Raw genomic sequence first — 16037 nt, 5'->3', positions numbered from 1 at the left:
ACGTGATGGCCAGTTCACGCTCTCGTTGTCAGCCGGACCCTTCCGGTTACCCGATCCCGAGGAGCGTGGCCGTCGTGAGAGTGATAGTCGTCGGAGCCGGCGTGGTGGGCACCATGCACGCCTGGCAAGCAGTGGAACGCGGCCACGAGGTCGTACAGATCGAGCGCGAGGCGGAGGCTCGCGGCGCGTCGTTGCGCAACTTCGGACAGATCTGGGTGAGCGGACGCGCGGGCGGCGAGGAGCTGCGGACCGCGCTCAGGGCCCGGGAGATGTGGGAGGAGATCGGAGCCCGCGTGCCGGGCCTCGGCTTCCGGCCGAACGGCTCTCTGACCCCCGTCCGCGGCGACCTGGAGCTCGCCGTCGCCGAGGCCGCCGTGGCGCGCGAGGACGCCGCCGCCCGCGGACACAAACTGCTGACGCCCGACGAGGCGCGTGCCGTGAACCCCGCCCTGCGTGGCGACTTCACCGCCGCCCTGTACTGCGAGCGGGACGCCGCCGTCGAGCCGCGCACCGCACAGCTCGCCCTGCGCGAGGAACTGCTGAAGTCCCCGAACTACACCTTCAGGCCCGGCCGGGAGGTCCGCGAGGTCATCGGCGGCAGCGCCGTCCGCGACGACCACGGGGACGTCCACAGCGGTGACGTCGTCGTCCTGTGCACGGGCGCCTGGCTCGGCGGCCTGGTCCGCGAGCTGGCGGGCCCCGACCTGCCCGTGCGCCGCGTCCGCCTGCAGATGATGCAGACCGCCCCGCTGGGCGAGCCGCTGACCACCTCGGTCGCCGACTCGGACAGCTTCCGCTACTACCCGGCGTACGCCTCCGCCGCGCTCGACGCCCTCAACGCCGGTCAGGCGCAGGCCGAGACCGCCGCGGCCCACCGGATGCAGCTGCTGATGGTGCAGCGCGCCGACGGCGGGCTGACCATCGGCGACACCCACGAGTACGAGCACCCCTTCGCCTTCGACACCCTCGAGGACCCCTACGACCACCTCACCGAGGTCGTCGAGTCCCTCCTCGACCGCCCGCTGCCGAAGATCCGGCGCCGCTGGGCCGGGGTGTACGCGCAGTGCACGGACACCTCCCGGGTCGTGCACCGGCAGCAGGTGTGCGACGGGGTGTGGCTGGTGACCGGGCCCGGCGGGCGCGGGATGACCTGCTCGCCCGCGATAGCCGAAACGACCGCGAACGAATTGGGTTGGTGAAGAAGTTGACGAACAATCAGCACACGCGGCTGGTCGTGCTCGACATGGCCGGCACGACCGTCGCCGACGGCGGCCTCGTCGAGCGGGCCTTCGCGGCGGCCGCCTCGGAACTGGGCGTCGAGCCCGGCTCCCCGGACCACGCCGACAAGCTCGCCTACGTACGCGCCACCATGGGCGAGTCCAAGATCTCCGTCTTCCGGCATCTGTTCGGCGAGGAGGAGAAGGCGCAGCGCGCCAACGCCGCCTTCGAGAAGGCGTACGGCGCACTCGTCGACGGCGGGCTCGTCGCGCCGATCCCCGGCGCCCGCGAGGCCATCGAGGAGCTCCGGGCCGGCGGTCGCACCGTCGTGCTGAGCACCGGCTTCGCCCGCGTCACCCAGGACGCGATCCTCGACGCGCTCGGCTGGCAGGACCTCGTCCCCCTCACCCTGTGCCCGGCCGACGCCGGGGGCCGGGGGCGGCCGTACCCGGACATGGTCCTCACCGCGCTCCTGCGGACGGCGGCCGCCGACGACGTCCGGGAGATCGCCGTCGCCGGCGACACCTCCTACGACATGCTCAGCGGCGTCCGCGCCGGCGCGGGCCTGGTCGCCGGTGTCCTGACCGGCGCGCACGACGCGGACGCGCTGCGGGCGGCCGGCGCGACCCATGTCCTCGGCTCCGTCGCGGAGTTGCCAGGAGTGCTGACATGAGCGGCATCCGCTTCGACTCCGTCAGCGTCGCCTACGACGGCAACGTCGTCCTCGACTCCCTCGACCTCACCGTCGAGCCCGGCGAGGTCATGGCGCTGCTCGGGCCGTCCGGATCCGGCAAGACCACCGCGCTGCGGGCGGTCGCCGGGTTCGTACGGCCCGCCTCCGGGCGGGTGTTCCTCGGCGGACAGGACGTGACGGACCTGCCGCCGTACCGGCGGGGCATCGGGATGGTCGTCCAGCAGTACGCGCTCTTCCCGCACATGCGGGTCGAGGAGAACGTCGCCTTCGGACTGAAGGCGCAGAAGGCCCCCAGGGTCTCCAAGGCCGAGATCCGCACCCGGGTCGCCGAGGCCCTGGAGATGACGGGCATGGCCGCCTACGCCCGCCGCCACCCGCGCGAGCTGTCCGGCGGCCAGCAGCAGCGCGTCGCCATCGCCCGCGCGCTCGCCATCCGCCCCGGCGTCCTCCTCCTCGACGAACCGCTCTCCGCCCTCGACGCCCGCCTGCGCTCCGGCATGCTCGCCGAACTGGCCCGGCTGCACCGCGAGTTGCCCGACGTCACGATCCTGTACGTCACCCACGACCAGGTCGAGGCCCTCACCCTCGCCGACCGGATCGCGGTGATGGACAGCGCCCGCCTCCAGGCCTGCGGCACCCCGCGGGAGCTGTACCGGGCGCCCGCCGACGAGTTCACCGCGTCCTTCGTCGGGAACGCCAACCTGCTGCCGGTGACGGTCGGTTCGGGCGGCGTCGCCTTCGGCGGCGGCGAGCTGAAAGTGGACACGGAGGGCGCGGCGCCGGGTGCGAAGGCGACGCTCTGTATACGGCCCCACCTCGTCGGCCTCGGCGACGGACCCAACGGGCTTTCCGGGACCGTGACCGAGATCCAGTGGCGCGGGTCCACCCATCGGCTGTACGTCGAGGTCGAGGGCCACCGGGTCATCGCCGACCTGCGCGAACTCAGGGACCCGCCCACTCACGGCGACGAGGTGACCCTGCACTTCTCCCCGGACGACGCGGTACTGCTGGCCGCAGGAGGGAGCCATGTCTGAGGTCGTTCGTCGGCTGAGGGTAGGTCGTGGCTGGTCGCGCCCGCGCGGCGGTAGCCGCAAATCCAACAGGCCCCCGCGCCCCTGGTTGGCTGCCATCCCGCCGGTCGCCTTGCTCTCCGTCCTTTTCCTCTACCCCCTCGCCCTCGTGGTCCAGCAGTCCCTCCAGCCGGACACCGGCGGTACCTCGCTGGAGCCGTACGCCGACGTCTTCGCCTCCGACGCCTTCCGTGAGGCGCTGTGGACCACCGTGTGGCTGGCCGTCGGCTCGACCGTCGGGTGTCTGGTCCTCGGATTCGTGATCGCGCTCGTCATCGCCTTCGTGCCCTTCCCCGGGGCACGGGCGGTGGCCCGCTTCATCGACGTCTTCCTGTCCTTCCCGTCCTTCCTGATCACGCTGGCCCTGCTGTTCATCTACGGCACGGTCGGCATGGCCAACGGCCTGTGGACCGACGTCACCGGCGCCCAGGACGGTCCCTTCCAGTTCCTCACCACGCCCTGGGGGGTCCTGCTCGCCGAGATCACGTACTTCACGCCGTTCGTCGTACGACCGCTGCTCGCGGCCTTCTCCCAGCTGGACACCGCCCAGCTGGAGGCGGCCGGTTCGCTCGGCGCGCGCCCGCTGCGCATCATCCGCCGGGTGATCCTCCCCGAGGCGCTGCCCGCCCTCGCCGCGGGCGGCAGCCTCGTGCTGGTGCTGTGCCTCAACGAGTTCGGCATCGTCCTGTTCACCGGCGCGAAAGGCGTCACGACCCTGCCGATGCTCGTCTACAGCAAGGCGATCCTGGAGTCCGACTACCCGGGCGCGTGCGTGGTCGCCGTCGTCAACGTCCTGATCTCCGTGGGCCTCTACGGCCTCTACCGGGTGGTGAGCCGCCGTGCTCGTGCATAGCCGCGGGGCCAAGTGGGCCGTATGGGCCCTGTTCCTCGTCCTGTTCCTGCCCCTGTTCGCCCTTCCGCTCCTCGTCGTCCTCGGTGCCTCCTTCGCCACCAACTGGTCGAGCGTGCTGCCCTCCGGCTTCACGACCGGCCACTACGGCGCAGCCACCCGCGGCGAGGCCCTCCAGGCCCTCACCACCAGCCTGGTCACGGCCGCCGCCGCGAGCCTGCTCGCCCTGGCCGCCGGGACCTGGGCGGCCCTCGCGGCGGCGGCGCTGAAGAAGCGTCACCGCCGGGTCATGGACGCGCTCTTCGTCCTCCCGGTAGCCGTGCCCTCGGTCGTCGTCGGCCTGGCGATCCTGGTCGCCTTCTCAGAGCCGCCGTTCCTGCTCAACGGCACCCGCCAGATCGTGATCCTCGCCCACACCGTCCTGGTCACCGCCTTCGCCTACCAGTCCGTGTCCGCCGCCCTCGCCCGCCTCGACCCGGCGTACGAACAGGCCGCCGCCTCCCTCGGCGCCCGGCCCGCGTACGTGCTGTGGCGGGTCAGGCTCCCCCTCCTGCTGCCGTCCCTCACCGCTGCCGCCGGCCTCTGCTTCGCCCTGTCCATGGGCGAGTTGAGCGCCACGATGATGCTCTACCCGCCCGACTGGACCCCGTTGCCCGTCCTGATCTACGCGGCCACCGACCGCGGTGCCCTCTTCGCCGGCTCCGCCCTCGCGGTGGTCCTGATGACGGCGACCCTGCTCGCGCTGTTCGCCGTCTCCCGCATCCGCACCCGAGCCTCCTACCGCTGACCCGCAGCCCCGGCTCGCCCCGCCGATCCCGCTCGCAAGAACCCTCAACGCGCAAGGAGTTCCTCCGCCATGCCCAGAAACAGCCTCAGGCTCGCCATAGCCCTCTCCCTCCTCACCACCCCGGTCCTGTCCGCCTGCGGCGGTAACTCCGCGGCCGCCGACGAGAAGGTCGTCACCGTCTACAGCGCCGACGGACTCAAGGGCGAGAACGGCGACGGCTGGTACGACCGGATCTTCAAGGACTTCGAGAAGCAGACCGGCATCAAGGTCGAGTACGTCGAGGGCGGCTCGGGCGAGATGGTGCAGCGCGCCGCCCGCGAGAAGGGCAACCCGCAGGCCGACGTGATCGTCACGCTCCCGCCCTTCATCCAGCAGGCCGACGGCAAGGGCCTGCTGCAGAAGTACGCCCCGAAGGGCGCCGACCAGGTCAGCGCCGCCGACAAGGCCACCGACGCGACCTGGACCTCGGTCGTGAACAACTACTTCGGGTTCATCTACAACAAGAACCAGCTGAAGCAGGCGCCCACCACGTGGGAGGAGCTGCTGGAGGGCACGTACAAGAACAAGCTCCAGTACTCCACCCCGGGCGTCGCCGGCGACGGAACGGCCGTGCTCATCAAGGCCATGCACGACTTCGGCGGCGAGAAGCCCGCCATGGACTACCTCCGCAACCTCCAGTCCAACAACGTCGGACCCTCCGCCTCCACCGGCAAGCTCGCGCCCAAGGTCGACAAGGGTGAACTGCTCGTCGCCAACGGTGACGTCCAGATGAACTTCGCCCAGTCCAAGACCATGCCGAACCTCGGCATCTGGTTCCCTGCGAAGGACGGCGGCAAGCCCACCACCTTCGCCCTGCCCTACGCCGCCGGTCTCGTCACCGACGCCCCCCACACCGAGAACGGCAGGAAGCTCCTCGACTTCATGCTGAGCCAGGACGCCCAGAAGCAGGTCAGCGAGATCGGCGGCGGCTTCAGCGCCCGCCAGGACGTCAAGGCCACCGACGCCAACGCCACCGCGCTCGCCGAGATCATCGCCGGAGTCGAGGTCTTCGAGCCCGACTGGGACGACATCGACAAGAACCTGACCTCGTACGTCGACGCCTGGAAGTCGGCCACCGACAGCTGACCCACCCCGTACGGACCGCACCACGCAACGCCCCTGGCACCACACCGGGGGCGTCGCCATGCCCGCTCGCACCCGCTCAGGAGGATCACGTGACGTCACACCTGTCCCGCCGCACCGTCCTCACCACCACCTCGGCGACCGCCGCCACCCTGGCACTCGGCGCCTCCACCGCGCCCGGCGCCCACGCCCTGCCCACGCTCCCCAACGGCACCAGCAAGGACAAGGTGCTCGTCATCGGCATGGACGGCCTGCGGCACGACCGCATCGACGCGGCCGACGCCCCGCACCTGAAGGCCATGATGAGCGAGGGCACGTACGGCACCTCGCTGCTGTACTCGGGCCCGATGGCCGCCACCTCCTCGGGACCCGGCTGGTCCACCATCGCCACCGGCGTCTGGCCCGACAAGCACGGCGTGAAGGACAACACCTTCATCGGCAAGAACTACGCCCGCTACCCCGGCTTCCTCGCCCGCCTCGCCCAGGTCCGGCCCGCCCTGTCCACCTACGCCGCCGTCGACTGGAAGCCCCTGGACACCCAGGGCACCGTCACCCCCGGCGCGGACGCCAAGCTGGTCCTCGACGGCGACGCCGACGGCTACTCCGGGCACGACGCGACCCTCGCCGCCGAGACCGAGGCGCTGCTGCGCAACCAGAACCCGGACGTCCTGTTCGTCTACTTCGGCCAGTCCGACATCGTCGGCCACAACCAGGGCGCGGGCAGCCAGGCCTACCTCGACCAGATCGCCGTCCAGGACGCGTTCGTCGGCCGGCTGCGTGCCGCGATCAAGGCCCGGCCCGGCTACGCCTCCGAGCGCTGGACGGTCATCGTCGCCACCGACCACGGCCACACGGACCCGGGCGGCCACGGCGGGTCCTCGATCGAGGAGCGGCGTACGTTCGTCCTCGCCACCGGCCCCGGTATCGCCGCGGGCGCCCGTCCCATCGACACCCGGCTCGTCGACGTCGTCCCCACCGTTCTGGGGCAGCTCGGCATCCCCGTCGACCCCGCCTGGGGCCTGGACGGCAAGCCGGTCCAGGAGCGCTCCGGCGACCCCTTCGACACACTCACCCTGTCCACCCGTACGGACGAGACGGGCATCCCGTCGACCGTCCGCGGCTACACGCACACCCCGCCCAGCGGCTGGTCCGTCATCAACAACGCCATGGGCACCGGCGGCATGACCGAGTGGCGCGGCTGGGCGTTCGCCACCGACGAGTTCTGGTCCCGCACCCAGCGCGACCAGTGGCGTGAGCTCAACGTCCGTGCCCGCGGCGTCTTCGCGGTCGCCGACTCCGACGAGTGGGCCGACAAGAGCTTCTCGGGCCCGTACGACTCGACGCTGGTGACGCCGGCGTACGACGTCACCGGGCGGACCCGGGTGCGGCTGGACTTCACGACCCTCTACCGGCAGGAGGGCTCCCAGACGGCCCAGATCCTCGCGTCCTTCAACGGCGGCACGCCCACCGTCGTCAAGAGCTACACCTCCGACGTCGTCTCGCAGCCGCAGTCCGTTTCCGTCGACGTCCCCGCCGGGGCGTCCAGCGTGAGCTTCCGGTTCCGCTACACCGGGTCCAACAACTGGTACTGGGTGATCGACGGGGTCAGGATCAGCCACTCCTGATTACTCTGGGGGCGTCGGTACGCCGTGGTTCCGGCGCCCCCAGCTCATCCCGTACGCAGGCCAGGAGCACAGCAACATGGCAGACCGCAAGCCCATCGATTCTTGGCTCACCGACATGGACGGCGTGCTCATCCACGAGGGCGTCCCGATTCCCGGCGCCGACGCCTTCATCAAGAGGCTGCGCGAGTCCGGCAAGCCCTTCCTCGTCCTCACCAACAACTCGATGTACACCCCGCGCGACCTGCACGCCCGGCTGAACCGCATGGGCCTGGAGGTGCCGATCGAGAACATCTGGACCTCGGCGCTGGCCACGGCCAAGTTCCTCGACGTCCAGCGCCCGGGCGGATCGGCGTACGTCATCGGCGAGGCCGGCCTGACCACCGCGCTGCACGACATCGGGTACATCCTCACCGACCACGACCCGGACTACGTCGTCCTCGGCGAGACCCGCACCTACTCCTTCGAGGCCATGACCAAGGCCGTCCGGCTGATCAACGCCGGCGCCCGTTTCATCTGCACCAACCCCGACGAGACGGGGCCGTCGACCGAGGGCCCGCTGCCCGCGACCGGCGCCGTCGCCGCGCTGATCACCAAGGCGACCGGCAAGCAGCCGTACTTCGCGGGCAAGCCGAACCCGCTGATGATGCGGACCGGCCTGAACGCCATCGGGGCGCACTCCGAGTCCAGCGCCATGATCGGCGACCGCATGGACACCGACGTGCTGGCCGGCATGGAGGCCGGGATGCAGACGTTCCTGGTGCTCACCGGGCTGACCCGGCCCGAGCAGGTGGAGAACTTCCCGTACCGGCCCTCCAAGGTCGTCGACTCCATCGCGGACCTCGTCGAGCGGATCTGAAACCCGGGGACGGGGAAACGGGGCGCAACACGACCCGTACGGAGCAGTGCGGCCCCGCTGAGGATGCGGGGCCGGTGCCCCGGGGGGAGTCTCCAGGTAACTGGAGGTTCACGATGGGATCACTGCGGGTCACTCTCTGTGCGATGGCCGCCCTGGGCGCGGTCGCCGTCGCTCCGGCGGCATACGCGACGGACGGGGGTGTCTCGGTCAGCCCGTCGTCCCCCCGCCCGGGCGGGGACATCGCGCTGCAAGTGAGCGGATGCCCGGAGCGGGCCGCCGAGGCCGTCTCCGAGGCGTTCGTCGCCGACGCCCGCCTCACCGTCGGCGCCGACGGCACCCTCACCGGCGAGAGCCGCATCCGCTCCACGCTCAAGGCGGGGACGTACGACGTCACGGTCGCCTGCGGGGAGCTGTCCCGCACGGGCGCGGTCACGGTCGCAGGGCCGCAGGGCGCGCGGCACGGGGCGGAGCCGTCGGGCCACGCCTCTCCCGTGGCGCCCGTGCCTGCCGGCGGCGGTGGCACCGCCCGGCTCGCCGTCGTGGACGCCCGTGAGGCCGGCCCCGGCACGGCGCACACGGTGACCGGGCTGATCCTCGCCGGTGTCGCCGCGACCGCCGTGGCGCTGCGCAGCGCCCGCCGCAGCCGCGAGCAGCGCAGGCCGCACCGACCATGACCGAGCACGAACGCCCCGGCTACGGGGGCCGCCTGCTGATGGGCGTGGCCTGGACCGTGCTGTTGCTCGGACTGTGGCTGTGGGGGCGCGAGGTCACCGACGTGCAACAGGGCATCTCCGCACCCGTGGCCGGCGACGTCGCCGCGGTCGGCCGGCCGCCGCAGGTGGACCTGCCGCCCGCCGCCCGCCCGTTGGGCGACGCGCTGCCGCAGCGCCTCGACGTCCCCGGGCTCGGGATCCAGGCCCCGGTGGTCGCCCGGGGTCTCGACCACCACGGCGCCATCGATCCACCGCCGTACGTCCAGGCCGGCGACGTCGGCTGGTACGCGGCGGGGGTGAAGCCCGGAGCCGTCGGGGCCGCGCTGATGGTGGGTCACGTCGACACCGAGAGCCGCCCGGCCGTGTTCCACCGCCTCCGCGCGCTGAAGCCGGGCGCGACGGTGCGGGTGCTCCGCGACGACGGCAAGGTCGCCGAGTTCACCGTGGACGACGTCGACATCGTCCCCCGCGACCGCTTCGACGCCCACCATGCCTACGGCACCCACCACCGGGGCCGCGCCGAACTGCGCCTGCTCACCTGCGGCGGCACCTTCGACCGAACGACCCGCACCTACACGGCGAACGTGATCGTGTCGGCGTACCTCACGGGGTCGGGGCTGTGACGGCCGCAGCCGTTCACCTGGCCCGGCCGACGACCGCTCCCCCGAAGTCGCCGACCGGGCTGGTCCTCGACCGCGCGCGCACGGGCTGCGGGAGTAACCCGGCGACCGGCGCGGGAGGCTTTGAGTGACCAGAGTTGGGGGCTCGTCCGACCGGGGGCTGGGGTCGTCCGGAAATGACTCTAGAGCGGATGGCGGCCGGGGCCTAGAGGAAGTTCGCGGGGGTGCTACGCGCGTCCCCCGTCGTCCGCACGCCCCGCCTCCCGGCGCAGCTCGGCGTCGTCCGCGACCCGGTCGATGACCTCCTGCGCGACCCGGTCCAGCGGCAGCCGGCGCCGGCGTGCGTACTGCCGCATCGCCACGAAGGCGTGGTCGGCCGCGGTGTGCCAGCGCTCGGCCAGCATGCCCTTGGCCTGTTCGACGCGCACCCTGCTGGACAGCGCCTGCTGCAACTGACCGGCGAGGCTGCGGCACTGGACGTACGTCGTGTTGTTCTCCAGGCCCAGGGCCGCGCAGTCGGCGAGGAGCTGGGCCAGCCGCAGCGTCGTACCGTCCTCGGACGGAGGGCCGCCGGTGCGGTCGGCGCCGAAGACGTTGAGCGCGCCGAGCAGCCGGTCCCGGCGGCGCAGCGGGACCGCGTACGTCGTGGCGATGTCGTGGGCGAGCGCCCGCTCCGTGAACTCGGGCCAGCGGGAGTCCGTCCGGGCCGCCCTGATCGAGACCGGCGGCACCGCCAGCCCGGAGCTGTAACTGTCCAGACAGGGCCCGCCGCCGTACTGGGCCCGCAGCAGCTCCAAGGTGATCTCCCGGTCCGCGCCGCCCGCCGCCAGCGACACCGCCCGGCCGTCGTCGATCAGCATGAACCCCGCGCCCCGCGCGGCCAGCAACCCCACGCAGTGGTCGGCGACGCCCGATAAGTAGTGCGCGGCCTCGAAGCCGTCGACGAGCGTGTCCGCCGACTCCACCAACGCCTCCGCCAGCCGGATCTCCCGGGTGCTCCGGTGCATGACCGCACCTCCCCTTCCCCTGTTGCCCTTTTTCCCCTGTCGTTGTGGCAGCCGTCATAGTGGCTGTAACAGCTCCCCGACAAGGCTCGGCGAACTCGTGTGCCCCACGACACGTATGTCAGGATTGAGACTTGGAACAGTGCACCCGAGGGGGAGCTGGATGTACCTGAACAGGGGGGCCTGGCGGGGGGCTCGCGCGCGGACGTCCGCGGTGGTGCTGGGGGCGGCACTGCTGATGGCGGGCTGTTCGTCCTCCGGGGACGGCGACGACCCCGACGACAACGCCGGCGCCGGAATCAGTCAACAGCCCAAGGAGACCGACCCGTTCTGGGTGAACCCGGACGGGAACGCGGCCGAGCAGGTGGCGGCCTATGTGAAGGCCGGCAAGAAGGAGGACGCCGAGGAGATCCGCAAGATAGCGGAGCAGCCGACGGGCGAGTGGATCGGCCCGGAGAGCCCGGAGGAGGAGGCACGCGGCTTCACCGAGGCCGCCGACAAGGCGGGCCGTACGGCCCTGCTGGTCCTCTACAACATCCCGCACCGCGACTGCGGCCAGTACTCGCAGGGCGGCGCCGCCGACGGCAACGCCTACCGGAGCTGGATCGACGGTGTGGCCAAGGGCATCGGGGACCGGGACACGGCGGTGATCCTGGAGCCGGACGCGGTCCTGCACCTGGTCGACGGCTGCACCCCCGGCGAGTTCCACGAGGAGCGCTACGACCTCCTCAAGGGCGCCATCACCAAGCTCAAGTCCCTGAAGAAGACCAAGGTCTACGTCGACGCGGGCAACGCCGGCTGGGGTCACCCCGACCAGATCTTCGAGCCCCTGAAGCGGGCGGGCATCGACCAGGCCGACGGGTTCTCCGTCAACGTCTCCAACTTCTACACGACCGAGGACTCGATCAAGTACGGCAAGGAGCTGTCCACCAAGGTGGGCAACAAGCCGTTCGTCATCGACACCAGCCGCAACGGCAACGGCCCCTACACCGAGGGCAACCCGGACGAGCGCTGGTGCAACCCGCCGGGCCGCGCGCTGGGGGAGACGCCCACGACCAAGACGACCGACCCGCTGGTCGACGCGTACGTGTGGGTCAAGCGCCCGGGCGAGTCGGACGGCGAGTGCAAGGGCGGCCCGAAGGCGGGCGAGTGGTGGGCCCAGTACGCCTTGGGTCTCGCGAAGGCCAGCAAGTAGCTGCTACGTGAATTGGGGCGCCCTCCGTCGCGGAGGGCGCCCCAATTGCGTGTCCGCTACGGGACCCTGACCCACTGCGCCTTGCTCGGCGTGCCCTGGTCGTCCGTCACGAACAGCATGTACCAGCCTGACGGAACCAGATTCCGGTTCGTCGGCACATCCACCGTGATCTTGTCACCGGACTTCTTGAAGTCCAGCTTCACCGACCGCTGGTCCACGTCCGTGACATGCGTCGACGCGCTCGGCCGCATCAGCCGTACGTTCTCGATGGACGAGGCGTGCTGCGAGGTGAACGTGCCCGTCCCACCCCGCTTGATGGTCTGCGGACCACCCGACAGCGACGGCTGCGCGTCCCGGTACAGATACGGCGGCGTGTAGATCTCGATCCGCTGCTCGAACTTGCCCGGCTTGGTGTTGGCCTTGTCGGCGTACAACGAGTCCGAGCCGAAGAACATCACACGGCCGTCGGGCAGCAGGATCGAACCCGAGTGGTAGTTCCGGCCCACCAGCGGGTCGGCGACCCGGTCGAGGGACGTCGCCCCGGGGCGGTAGAGGTGCGCCTGGAGGATGTTGGAGTCGCCGCGGCCCCGGTAGTCCTCGGAGCCACCCGACACCAGCACGGTGTCGTCCGGCAGCACCGAGGCCTGCGGATACCGCGTGCCCTTCTCCAGCGAAGGCCCGTCCACGAACTTCGGGCTGTCGGCCTGCAGGTCGATCAGCCGCGTCTTCTCGCTCGCCTCCTTGGACTCACCGACGCCACCGCCGCCGATCACCATGTACTTCTCGTCCTGCGCGGGCGGCAGCAGCACCGTGCCGGAGGTCTCCAGCAGCTTGGGGTCGCTCAGCCCGGGCAGCTTGCTGAACTTGTTGGTGTCGACGTCCCAGATGCCGGGGTCGCGGCCCACGTCGTCGGGACCGTAGCCCGCGTTCGAACCCGAGTAGAAGATCTTGCCGTTCTCCAGCGGGAACAGCGCCGGGTACGTCGGGAACTGCCGGATCTTCGACAGGTACGTCCACTTCTTGGTCTTCGGGTCGTACACCTCGTTCTTGCCCGGCACCAGCTGGCCGATGTCGTCGAGGCCGGAGACGCTGAGGATCTTGCCGTCGCTCAGGGTGGTGAGCGTCGGGTACCAGCGGGCCTCGTGCATCGGGTCGACCTTGATGTACTTCTCGGCGACCGGGTCGAACTCATAGGCGTCCCGGATTCCCTGGAAGTCCTTCTTGTCCAGGGCGAGCTTCTGCGCGATGCCGTACGTGTTACGCGCGTCGGTGCCCGACAGGCCCTGGACGCGGTAGTTGTCCTGGGTGCCGGTCTCGTACTTCTCGCCCTTCTTCTGCGCCTCGACGTAGATCCGGCCGAGGCCGGGGTCGTTGCGCAGGAACTCGCCGGTCGCCTTGTCGAAGACCTTCTTCGCGCGCGGCACCAGCACCGGGTCCTTGGAGACGAACGTCTTGCCGTTCTCCTTGCCGGTGAACTTGGTGCCCGCGGGCAGCGTGATCGGCTCGTCCGGGTTCTCGTTGTGGACGATCATCAGGCCGCCGGCCTTGGTGACGTCACCCTTGAGCTTCTCGTACCGCTTCGTACCGCCGGCGATCAGCAGGTTGCCGTTGGACAGCTGGGTGTGGCCCGTGCAGAACAGGTCGTTCGGCGTCGGCACCTTCTTGATCGTGCCCTTGACCGGGTCCCAGATCCGGGTGTCGTACTTCTTCGCGTCGAAGTTGTCCTGGTTGTTGCCCGAGCCCGCGATCAGCAGCACCTTGCCGGTGTGCAGGAGCGCCGCGTGGATCGTGTTCTGGCGGTACTCCTCGGGGAAGTCGACGATCTCCCACTTGCCGTTCTCGGCTTTGTACTCGGGTCTGTTGATTTGGTACTGGTGGTATTTCTCGGTGCCGACGCGATACAGCCACGGCCCGTTCATTCCGGCCAGCGCGAGTACCACCGCCGTACCTATCGCGAGTCGACGGGCGCGGCGGCGGCCTGCACGGTCGTTCATTCCTTACGTCCCCCAAGTCCACCAAGGGCGATCTGCATGGTCTGGTCGGTGCCGCTGCCGGAGGCGGCCCAACTCGGTTTGTGCTGCGGCGCGTGCGCCGCCTGCGGGGCATGGGACGCGTGCTGCGCGGGCAGCGGTTGCGTCTCCGGCTGATACGACGCGGGCTGGGCCGGCGCGGGCTGCGCCGCGACCGTCTCGGCGGGCTTCTTCTTCTCCTGCCGCAGCATGTAGCGCCACGCGAAGATCGGCGTCGCGGTGATCAGCATGGCGAACGTCGCCCAGATGATCATCGCCGGGTGCGAGTGCCCGTACACGAAACCGGCGGTGATCGAGGAGCCGAAGATCCCGATGAAGTACCAGTGGTACCGGAAGGTTCCGAACCACCGGTCGGGGCTCGCGGAATCGCCCTTGGGCGTGACCACGAACTTGCTCTTCCTGCGCAGCGCGGAGTCGATCAGCGCCTTCGCGTACAGCGGCGCCGACAGCGCCGACATCACCATGCCGGCCACGCCGCCGGAGCCCTCGGGCTCGTGCGGCGAGACGTTGTGGCGGCGGTTCCAGACGTACAGGCCGATCTGGAGCGCGGAGGCGTTGCCGTAGAGCATCAGCCAGATCGTCGGGTCGATGTTCACACCCGAGGCGCCCAGGCCCAGGAACAGCGCGCAGCTCAGTGCCGCCAGGATCCAGTTCAGGGCCGACATCGGGTAGAAGATGATCATCATCGTGTAGTTGAAGAGCTTGCTCGGCGGCAGCGAGTACCAGCCCTTCCAGTACTGCTTGAGGATCGTCTCGTACGTCCCTCGCGACCAGCGCATCTGCTGGGTGAAGAAGTCCGTCCAGGCGCTCGGTCCCTCACCGACGGCGAGCACGTCCGGCGTGTAGACCGAACGCCACTTCTTGCCCGTCGCCGGGTTCTTGTGGCGGTGGATCTCGAAGCCGGTCGCCATGTCCTCGGTGATCGAGTCGTACAGACCGCCGATCTGCTTGAGCGCCTTGATGCGTACGGCGTTCGACGTACCCACGAACATCGGGGCGCCGTAGCGGTTGCCGGCGCGCTGGATGAGGGCGTGGAAGAGGAACTGCTGCGACTCGGCGGCCTTGGTGACGAAGTTGTCGTAGTTGCCGTAGACCTGCGGGCCGATGACGAAGCCGATGTTCGGGTCGCGGAAGAAGCCGAGCATCCGCTCCAGGTAGTTCGGCAGCGGCACGTGGTCGGTGTCGACCGAGGCGAAGAAGTCGTAGTCGTCGCCGTGGGCGTCGAGCCAGGCGTTGTAGTTGCCGTGCTTGGTCTTGGCGCGGTGCGGGCCCTTGGCCTGGTTCCACTTGGCGACGCCCTTGCGGGAGAAGTGGTGGACGCCGAGCCGCTTGCAGACCTCCTTGACCTCCGGGTCGTCGCCCTCGTCGAGCAGCCAGATGTGCAGCAGGCCCCGGTGGCGGAGCTTGACGGCCGCCTCCAGGGTCTTCGTCACCATCTCCAGCGGCTCCTTGCCGGGCACGAAGGAGGTCAGGAAGGCCACTCTCGTGCCGGTCTCGGGAACCACCGGGATCGGGTCGCGGGCGACGAGCGTGGCGTGCGCGTTCGACAGCACGTTCATGCAGCGGAAGAACTCGATCAGGCCGATCGAGACGAGCATCACGATGTCGAGCGCGGGCAGGAAGTCGAAGGCGGGATAGTCGCGTTCGGTCCAGTGCTCGGGCTGCAGCAGCCAGAACAGCAGGACCAGCGACAGCAGCGGAGCGGCCGCCAGCATCAGCGCAACTCTGATCCGGTGCGGCTCCTGCGAGATCAGTGAGCGGTACTCGACCCGGTACGGCTTGTTCGGGTCGGGCTGCGTGAGGGGGCCGGCCAGCCGGCTGTAGTGCTCGTAGTCGTACTTCGGCAGCGTCTTCTTGATCCGGCGGAACGCGCCGGTCCGGGTATGCGAAGGCACCCTTAGCTGGGTGGTCTGAGACGGGTCGAAGTTCTGCCGGGCGCCCGTCGGCGTCGACGTCATGAGTCATCCCCCCACACGCGGGTAACCCCACGTGTCTGTCGGTTCCTTGACGGCTGCTCCAGTCCCCCTCGACCTTCACAGACGTATCAGTGGTGGGCCGCAGTCACCACGTCTTCCACACCTTAGACATGGAACAGCGACCTTCCGGTTGCATCATGCCCCCCTCGGCATGCGGTCATGAACGGGGCCCCTACCCCCCGACGAAACCGGCAACCGGCTCCTTGCCCCCCAACTGCCGCGTATCCGCAGCATCTTGAAAAACCAATCACCAGAGTTCTACGCCGTTCCGCATGAT

14 protein-coding genes are annotated in these 16037 nt (G+C 70.1%); 11 read left to right on the top strand and 3 right to left on the bottom strand.

Annotation, left to right across the window (positions count from 1 at the left end; genetic code table 11):
* Nucleotides 1-74: 74 nt before the first annotated feature.
* The 10 genes from ACWGDB_RS20225 (at nt 75) to ACWGDB_RS20180 (ending at nt 9558) form a co-directional block, all read left to right on the top strand.
* Complete coding sequence (locus ACWGDB_RS20225) at nt 75-1199, top strand: TIGR03364 family FAD-dependent oxidoreductase (protein ID WP_453823637.1); 1125 nt, start codon at nt 75-77, stop codon at nt 1197-1199.
* A 5-nt stretch (nt 1200-1204) separates the two neighbouring features.
* Nucleotides 1205-1891, top strand: coding sequence for a phosphonatase-like hydrolase (locus ACWGDB_RS20220; protein ID WP_453823636.1), 687 nt, complete (start codon nt 1205-1207; stop codon nt 1889-1891).
* On the top strand, nt 1888-2946 hold the full coding sequence (locus ACWGDB_RS20215) for an ABC transporter ATP-binding protein (RefSeq protein ID WP_453823635.1): 1059 nt from the start codon (nt 1888-1890) through the stop codon (nt 2944-2946). The genes ACWGDB_RS20220 and ACWGDB_RS20215 overlap by 4 nt, the downstream gene beginning before the upstream one ends.
* A complete protein-coding gene (locus ACWGDB_RS20210; protein ID WP_453823634.1) occupies nt 2939-3835 on the top strand; it encodes a 2-aminoethylphosphonate ABC transporter permease subunit in 897 nt (298 codons plus the stop codon). The genes ACWGDB_RS20215 and ACWGDB_RS20210 overlap by 8 nt, the downstream gene beginning before the upstream one ends.
* On the top strand, nt 3822-4619 hold the full coding sequence (locus ACWGDB_RS20205) for an ABC transporter permease (protein ID WP_453823633.1): 798 nt from the start codon (nt 3822-3824) through the stop codon (nt 4617-4619). The genes ACWGDB_RS20210 and ACWGDB_RS20205 overlap by 14 nt, the downstream gene beginning before the upstream one ends.
* A 69-nt stretch (nt 4620-4688) precedes the next feature.
* A complete protein-coding gene (locus tag ACWGDB_RS20200; protein ID WP_453823632.1) occupies nt 4689-5744 on the top strand; it encodes a 2-aminoethylphosphonate ABC transporter substrate-binding protein in 1056 nt (351 codons plus the stop codon).
* Nucleotides 5745-5833: 89 nt separating this feature from the next.
* Complete coding sequence (locus tag ACWGDB_RS20195) at nt 5834-7366, top strand: alkaline phosphatase family protein (RefSeq protein WP_453823631.1); 1533 nt, start codon at nt 5834-5836, stop codon at nt 7364-7366.
* A 76-nt stretch (nt 7367-7442) separates the two neighbouring features.
* The gene (locus tag ACWGDB_RS20190; protein ID WP_427844861.1) at nt 7443-8222 is read left to right on the top strand and encodes an HAD-IIA family hydrolase; all 780 of its coding nucleotides are present in this window, start codon (nt 7443-7445) and stop codon (nt 8220-8222) included.
* Nucleotides 8223-8335: 113 nt separating this feature from the next.
* On the top strand, nt 8336-8896 hold the full coding sequence (locus ACWGDB_RS20185) for a hypothetical protein (RefSeq protein ID WP_453823630.1): 561 nt from the start codon (nt 8336-8338) through the stop codon (nt 8894-8896).
* A complete protein-coding gene (locus tag ACWGDB_RS20180; RefSeq protein WP_453823629.1) occupies nt 8893-9558 on the top strand; it encodes a class F sortase in 666 nt (221 codons plus the stop codon). Before ACWGDB_RS20185 ends, ACWGDB_RS20180 begins: the two co-directional genes overlap by 4 nt.
* A 224-nt stretch (nt 9559-9782) precedes the next feature.
* Here the strand turns inward: ACWGDB_RS20180 and ACWGDB_RS20175 are convergent, their stop codons facing one another.
* Complete coding sequence (locus ACWGDB_RS20175) at nt 9783-10562, bottom strand: GAF and ANTAR domain-containing protein (protein ID WP_453823628.1); 780 nt, start codon at nt 10560-10562, stop codon at nt 9783-9785.
* A gap of 160 nt (nt 10563-10722) precedes the next feature.
* Between ACWGDB_RS20175 and ACWGDB_RS20170 the strand changes: the two genes are divergently transcribed.
* Nucleotides 10723-11754: a glycoside hydrolase family 6 protein gene (locus ACWGDB_RS20170; RefSeq protein WP_453823627.1), complete on the top strand. Its 1032-nt coding sequence runs from the start codon at nt 10723-10725 to the stop codon at nt 11752-11754.
* 56 nt (nt 11755-11810) lie between these two features.
* Here the strand turns inward: ACWGDB_RS20170 and ACWGDB_RS20165 are convergent, their stop codons facing one another.
* Nucleotides 11811-13748, bottom strand: a complete 1938-nt coding sequence (locus ACWGDB_RS20165) for a galactose oxidase-like domain-containing protein (RefSeq protein ID WP_453823626.1) — start codon at nt 13746-13748, stop codon at nt 11811-11813.
* The gene (locus tag ACWGDB_RS20160) at nt 13745-15742 is read right to left on the bottom strand and encodes a glycosyltransferase family 2 protein (protein ID WP_453823625.1); all 1998 of its coding nucleotides are present in this window, start codon (nt 15740-15742) and stop codon (nt 13745-13747) included. Before ACWGDB_RS20160 ends, ACWGDB_RS20165 begins: the two co-directional genes overlap by 4 nt.
* Nucleotides 15743-16037 lie beyond the last annotated feature (295 nt).

This window comes from Streptomyces sp. NPDC055013 (assembly GCF_053608645.1).
The sequence above is the reverse complement of the archived record's forward strand: the minus strand, read 5'-3'. Positions and strand labels throughout refer to the sequence as shown.

Coding starts and splice junctions, on each gene's coding strand:
- ACWGDB_RS20175 (WP_453823628.1), bottom strand. CDS start 10,562: ATGCACCGGAGCACCCGGGAGATCCGGCTGGCGGAGGCGTTGGTGGAG.
- ACWGDB_RS20185 (WP_453823630.1), top strand. CDS start 8,336: ATGGGATCACTGCGGGTCACTCTCTGTGCGATGGCCGCCCTGGGCGCG.
- ACWGDB_RS20190 (WP_427844861.1), top strand. CDS start 7,443: ATGGCAGACCGCAAGCCCATCGATTCTTGGCTCACCGACATGGACGGC.
- ACWGDB_RS20200 (WP_453823632.1), top strand. CDS start 4,689: ATGCCCAGAAACAGCCTCAGGCTCGCCATAGCCCTCTCCCTCCTCACC.
- ACWGDB_RS20180 (WP_453823629.1), top strand. CDS start 8,893: ATGACCGAGCACGAACGCCCCGGCTACGGGGGCCGCCTGCTGATGGGC.
- ACWGDB_RS20165 (WP_453823626.1), bottom strand. CDS start 13,748: ATGAACGACCGTGCAGGCCGCCGCCGCGCCCGTCGACTCGCGATAGGT.
- ACWGDB_RS20170 (WP_453823627.1), top strand. CDS start 10,723: ATGTACCTGAACAGGGGGGCCTGGCGGGGGGCTCGCGCGCGGACGTCC.
- ACWGDB_RS20160 (WP_453823625.1), bottom strand. CDS start 15,742: ATGACGTCGACGCCGACGGGCGCCCGGCAGAACTTCGACCCGTCTCAG.
- ACWGDB_RS20215 (WP_453823635.1), top strand. CDS start 1,888: ATGAGCGGCATCCGCTTCGACTCCGTCAGCGTCGCCTACGACGGCAAC.
- ACWGDB_RS20210 (WP_453823634.1), top strand. CDS start 2,939: ATGTCTGAGGTCGTTCGTCGGCTGAGGGTAGGTCGTGGCTGGTCGCGC.